The sequence below is a fragment of the Bacillus cereus group sp. BceL291 genome (assembly GCF_051776705.1).
GTDB classification, from domain to species: Bacteria; Bacillota; Bacilli; order Bacillales; family Bacillaceae_G; genus Bacillus_A; species Bacillus_A cereus.
In genome coordinates, this window is record NZ_JBPWAP010000148.1 from 1 (window position 1) to 5,910 (window position 5,910).

Sequence of the window (5,910 nt, forward strand, 5' to 3'; positions counted from 1 at the left end):
GCTCTTAAAAGATGAAAACACCCTTCAGGATCTTCTAAATCTAGAATCTCCTGACATAAACGCCTAGACTTTTCGAGATCATCTTGCACCAGGTACGCATATGCTAAACCTTCTTTAATCCTACCTAAATAAGATGTTCTAATAAAACTATCAGTTATCGCATTAACGTCTGGTGATAATACCTCAGCATACTCGAATAAAGAATTATATTTTTCTAAATCATACATAGTATAGTAAGTTAATATGCCGTATAAAACCTTCATCTCTTTTGTCTTAATTACTTTTTTACCCTTACGATCTTCCAGTTTAGCTAACAATTCTTGCTTTTTAATACTGCCACTATTTCTAAGCCATACTAGTTCATATACATAGGCCCATTCTCTATTCATTGCGAGTGAAGACTTGCTTTCTTGATCCACTACTTGCTTAAGAAGTGATAAATCACCTTTTGAATTTGCATATTCCATGGCAATCCTCAAGTTCTTCTTGCTTGTTGTGACAGAACAGAAGGTGTGTAACATCTTTCTTTGTTTATTAATATCACCCGCATACAATAGCTTCAATAATCTAATTAAATTCCAAAATCCAAATTGATTTTTCCCTGTTAAATTCTTCGAAAGCGTTCCTGAAGAAATGCCAATTATTTTAGCGATATCCTCTTGATTTTTCCTTTGGAAATCAATTTCATCAATAATTTTACTCAAGAATTTGTTTAATGTTTTTTCTGAAACTTTATCTTCTCTCTTAAGTGCTTCATTCATAATATTTTCCCTTCTAAAAAAACAAGAATTCCCTAATATCCCTCAGTATATTTGTAACATCCAATATCGTTATATTCGATTCTAATATAATCGTATTGAAAAAAATGTCGATTTTTGTCGATATAACAAGATAATTAAATATGTAATTGTGCATAATTACTATGCAAACTAAAAGGAATCGAATTAATTCGATTCCTTTTTTTCGCTTATTTTTTCACTTCAGCCCATTTATAGTTAAATTCCCCACCAAAATCATTCGTCACAATACCTTTTATAGAAGAACGCTGTAAATACGATCTACCTGGTTGATAAAATGGTGCGACTGCTCCATCTTCTAATAATATTTTCTCTGCTCGTTTCATTGTCTCCCAACGAGCATTTTCATCACCAGCTAAGTCTGTTTTCACTTGATGAATTAGTTCATCATATTGTTTATTGGAATACTTATCAAAGTTATATGTACTATCTGTCGTAAACAAATCTAAAAATGTAATCGGATCAGGAATATCTGGTCCCCATACATCAACACCTAAATCATAATCACTATTTAGAAGCAACTGAATTTGCTGTTTGCGTGGCTGTGGTTTAACATAGACCGTTAGCCCCTCTAAATTCTTTTCTAGTTCACCTTTCAAATACTCCGCATTTTTCTTGGCTATTGCATTATCACTCGTGAGCAATTCGAGTGTTACTTGTTCTTTCCCAAGTTCTTGTTTTGCCTTCTTCCAGTTTTCCTTGGCTGCCTTCACATCATCTTTTACTAATGCTCCATTCTCTTTCCTGAAGTCTTTTCCATCCGATCCTTTAGCAAACTCAGCGGGTATAAAACCATCTGCAGGAAGAGAGCCATTATTTAACACTGTATCTACAAAGGCTTTCTTATTCATTGCCTGACTAATTGCCAAACGGACATGTTTATTTTTTAATACTTCATTTTTTTGATTCATACGTAAAAACTGCATAGTTACTTCAGGTCGCTCTTTGAAATCAGAACTATTTCTATATTTATCTACAAACTCACCTGTTAGTCCTACACGGTCAATTTGACCTGCTTCATATAAATTAATTTCTGTTGACTTATCTTTCACAATATCAAAGTTAATTTCGTCTAATTTCACTGTTTTAGTATCCCAATAATTCGGATTTTTTTTCAACTGAAAACCTTGTTCGTGCTTCCAATTATCCAATGTAAATGCGCCGTTATAGACCAATTGCTTTGCTTCTAAACCATACTGCTTTCCTTGTGATTCAAAATACTTCTCGTTAATAGGTAAAAATGTTGCAAACGTTGTTAAATCAATGAAATAAGGGACAGGCTGCTCTAATTGCACCTCAAATGTTTTATCATCAATTGTTTTTACCCCTAGCTGATCTACAGGTAGCTCTTTACTATTAATTCGCTTTGCATTCTTTATATCAAAGAATAGAAATGCATATTCCGCAGCTGTATTAGGGTTCACAGCACGTTTCCAGGAGAATACAAAGTCTGCAGCTGTTACAGGTGTTCCATTTGACCATTTGGAATCTTTTAGATGGAATGTGTATGTTTTTTTATCTTCACTCACTTCATACGATTTTGCCACACCAGGAATTACTTTGTTATCTTTTCCTAGTGTATACAGACCTTCAAACACATTCCGCATTACATTCATTGATTCACTATCGGTTGCCTTTGTTACATCCATTGTTGGGATCTCCGCTATATACGGTAAATTAATGGATTGTTTTGTTTCATTCTTGTCAGTTGCCTTTGCTGTATTTTTAGTCTCTTTCTCTTCACTACTACAAGCTGTTAGTAGCAGGCTGGCTCCTATAATAGAAGCTACAACCGATGTAACTTTTTTAAACATCTTACTTTCTTCCTCTCTATATGTACGGTTTAATTAATCAAATTATCTGTATATCTAATTTTAGGGGATATGCGAATATAGATTCCCTGTCACTAATAGTATTCAGGCGTTTTTTAGCATCATATACGTAATATCTCTATACATTAAACCTCTTATTACTTTACCATTAAAACCGTAGCATTCTAGGGATTATTGTGTCAATCACTAAAATTAATTTCAAATTAGGTATCATTCTATTAAAAAATAGTTTGATTATAATAATTCCTTTCAACTCACAGGAAAAGTTTTCCGTAAAAAAGAACCATAACCTTGTCGTAATGTTTTGAAAAAATTATAGTTCATATTACACTCATATTTCTAAGCGTGCTGTCTACTTTCTACAGGGAGATTGAATAGCAGCAACAATACCTCCGATAGTTCTTTATTCCCATCATACCATTTTTATTAACTATGTATGATACACTCTACAATAGCATCTAAGTACAGTGAATTGTTAAAAAGGAATTATGTATTTTCCTTGAATTATATTTATATATATAGAATACGTGATGTTATTTGTGCTAAAATGAATGTGATATGAAGTATTGTTAATATATTTGCCATTGTAAAAGTAGTGTTTTTAAAATTATGTTGGTTTAAGTCAAAGAAAAAGACATCTATATAGATGTCTTTTTCTTTGTAATGTACTAAGAAGAATATTCTTATTTAACTAATTGCTGCTGGATTTCCTTAATTAAAAGTTCAGCGCCTTCTGGACTAAGAACAATTTTACCATGTGCTAATGATATATTTTTTTCTGAAATATCACCAGTTATTGCACAAGCATCATAAGATTTATATTTTTGTAAAATAATCTTTTCATCTTCTACGAATATTTCTATAGGATCTTTTTCTGCAATTCCTAACGTTCTTCTTAACTCTTTCGGAAGAACAATTCGCCCTAATTCATCTATTTTTCTAGTAACACCTGTTGATTTCATGTTTATACCACCTTTTATTTTTTATATTTCTAGCTACTTTCTGCATGTCATACCACAATTATATATCTAAATTCCTTTATCGTCTTTTACCTTGTTTTCTCTTTTTTTAGCTTCTAAGCTAAATTTAGCGTAAGTCATTATCTTTTCTAGTTCATTTTTGGAAGCATTATAATCTTTAATATAACGCTCTTTTCTTCCTGGACTCATATATTTATTTTTTCATTTCGTTTATTGTTTCTATATTCATGACTTTTCGTTTTCCCTTTTTAAGGCTAATACATCACTGATTAGAAATAATAGTGAAACCAATGGAACTATTCCTTTGATATTGCTAGAAATTCCATAGCAATGCTATTATATATCTATGAATAAGTAAAAGGATATTCAATATGACTAGGTGCAGCTACTTCTATTTTAATTGAAATTTCAACTATATACAGTAACACTTTTAATATAAGTAAGGGAGCGATTACTGTTGAAAATGACAAAAGGAGATGCAATACTCCGTTTGCTGACAGAAATTAAATTAGAGCTGAAGGAAACAAAAGAAGCTATTGAAAAATTAGATGAGAGATTAGATAAAATAGAAAAGCAAACACTTTCTACAAATTCATCTAAACCTGCTCTAAATACTCGAAAAGAAAAAGATTGGAAATATCCTTCTAAGATGAAATGAATTAGAGGGATATTTTTCATTATAGAATATGTGGAAACAAGTAGAACATCTAGAATAAGTACTTTTCATCATTTAATATAGATGTTACAATTTAGACTGTACGATGAACATGTTTTTCTTTCTTACTACCACACAGAAATTGTCCCCTAGCTCTTGCTAGGGCTTTTTCTATGCACAATATTAATTGCATCATAAGTATACACACGTTATAATAGTCACCTAATTACATATGAAGAGGTGCAAAAAATGAATAAGACAGAATTAACAAAAGTAATAGCAGAAAAAGCAGAACTTACACAAAAGGATGCAGCTGCAGCAACACAAGCTGTTTTAGATACAATAACAAATGCGCTAGCAAATGGAGAAAAAGTACAGATTCTTGGTTTTGGTACATTTGAAGTACGTGAAAGATCTGCACGTACAGGACGTAACCCACAAACAGGTGAAGAAATGCAAATCGCCGCTTCAAAGGCACCTGCTTTTAAAGCTGGAAAAGAATTAAAAGAAGCAGTGAAATAATTATATATAGTCAAAAGGGTTTGATATTTATCTCAAACCCTTTTTTAATAGCCTTTTTTTCATAAAACAAAAAATATCATCCAAAGTTTATATAAATAATATAGATTCCCCAAAGAATGTAACTAACTTGTGTTATGATATACATTGTAAATTCGAAACCAGTGAGCTTTCTTTCTCTTTTTATTTTTCGTAAATACAGATAAAAACAAAAAGTAGATAAAAGCATTAAGAATACAGAAACATTATATATATTCTCTATACTAGTAATAACCGATCAACTCCTCACCTGAAAATTAGTTAGTATAGAATAAGCATATCATATGAAAGTTTAACTTACTTCAAATCTACTTTTTTTCAACAGAATATACTTAATATTTTCATATTTAACAGAAATACTTCTTTAAAAAGATAAAAGAATCTCTTTTGCATCAATAGATTTACAAAAGAGATTCTAATTTTAGTTCATTTACTTATAAGATATCAGGCTTATTATTCATGAGGGTTAGGTGCAATATAAGCTGGAGCTGGCCCGCAAGTTACTGCAAAAGCAAATAACAACGCAGGCTTATATGGTAGCCCAAGCAACGAAAGCATTCCCAATGCTCCCCAGTAATCCTCTTTCTTAAGATACGATTTTATTTGATTAAAATATGATTTACTAATACCTAATGCATCCTGCCAACATCTTTCCCAAACGTTACTAGAGTACATATTAGATGGAATTTCTTCATCATTCATTACATAAACACCAGCTATAATAGCTGCTTTTTCTTCATTGTTATATGAAGATTTCGCTAATTCTTCTTTATTAAGAACATATTTACCTGTTTTATCATCCTTTACCATAAGTACCGAAAAAATATATTCTAATTCTTTAACTTGAGCTTCTAATTCCTCCTGTGTTGCGTTGTATTTCTTTCCATCCTCTATAGTTGCAGCTGAAGCGAGAGTTGGTACAAAAACTAGAGTAAGAGCCATTAACATAAACATCATTTTCTTTAACATAGTGAATTAACCCCATGCCCATCAACTTAAGAATCTAGACTACCCCCAAGTGTAAAAAAACGTTATTCTTTCTAAAAAGCTAACTAGAAAGGATGACGTTTTTTATGAATCTTTCGATT

The 5,910-nt window shown here is 31.4% G+C and carries 7 protein-coding genes; 2 read left to right on the plus strand and 5 right to left on the minus strand.

Going from position 1 to position 5,910, the window contains the following annotated elements; all coding sequences use genetic code 11:
- From ACS2CR_RS33080 to ACS2CR_RS33095, 4 genes are all read right to left on the minus strand, one after another.
- The coding region (locus tag ACS2CR_RS33080) for an AimR family lysis-lysogeny pheromone receptor (protein ID WP_438906144.1) at positions 1–761 on the minus strand (761 nt) is incomplete at its 3' end.
- Between the two features lie 206 nt (positions 762–967).
- Entirely contained in the window at positions 968–2,611 is a 1,644-nt protein-coding gene (locus ACS2CR_RS33085; RefSeq protein WP_000475295.1) for a peptide ABC transporter substrate-binding protein, read from the minus strand.
- 701 nt (positions 2,612–3,312) lie between these two features.
- Positions 3,313–3,591 carry an AbrB/MazE/SpoVT family DNA-binding domain-containing protein gene (locus tag ACS2CR_RS33090; RefSeq protein WP_000843046.1) on the minus strand — a complete coding sequence of 93 codons (279 nt, stop codon included), beginning with the start codon at positions 3,589–3,591 and terminating at the stop codon, positions 3,313–3,315.
- Positions 3,592–3,657: 66 nt separating this feature from the next.
- Positions 3,658–3,798: a hypothetical protein gene (locus ACS2CR_RS33095; protein WP_014481865.1), complete on the minus strand. Its 141-nt coding sequence runs from the start codon at positions 3,796–3,798 to the stop codon at positions 3,658–3,660.
- A 274-nt stretch (positions 3,799–4,072) separates the two neighbouring features.
- Between ACS2CR_RS33095 and ACS2CR_RS33100 the strand changes: the two genes are divergently transcribed.
- A complete protein-coding gene (locus ACS2CR_RS33100) occupies positions 4,073–4,267 on the plus strand; it encodes a hypothetical protein (protein WP_031303430.1) in 195 nt (64 codons plus the stop codon).
- 246 nt (positions 4,268–4,513) lie between these two features.
- Complete coding sequence (locus ACS2CR_RS33105; RefSeq protein WP_001043935.1) at positions 4,514–4,786, plus strand: HU family DNA-binding protein; 273 nt, start codon at positions 4,514–4,516, stop codon at positions 4,784–4,786.
- Positions 4,787–5,275: 489 nt separating this feature from the next.
- Here the strand turns inward: ACS2CR_RS33105 and ACS2CR_RS33110 are convergent, their stop codons facing one another.
- Positions 5,276–5,791, minus strand: coding sequence for a hypothetical protein (locus ACS2CR_RS33110; RefSeq protein ID WP_000914524.1), 516 nt, complete (start codon positions 5,789–5,791; stop codon positions 5,276–5,278).
- Positions 5,792–5,910 lie beyond the last annotated feature (119 nt).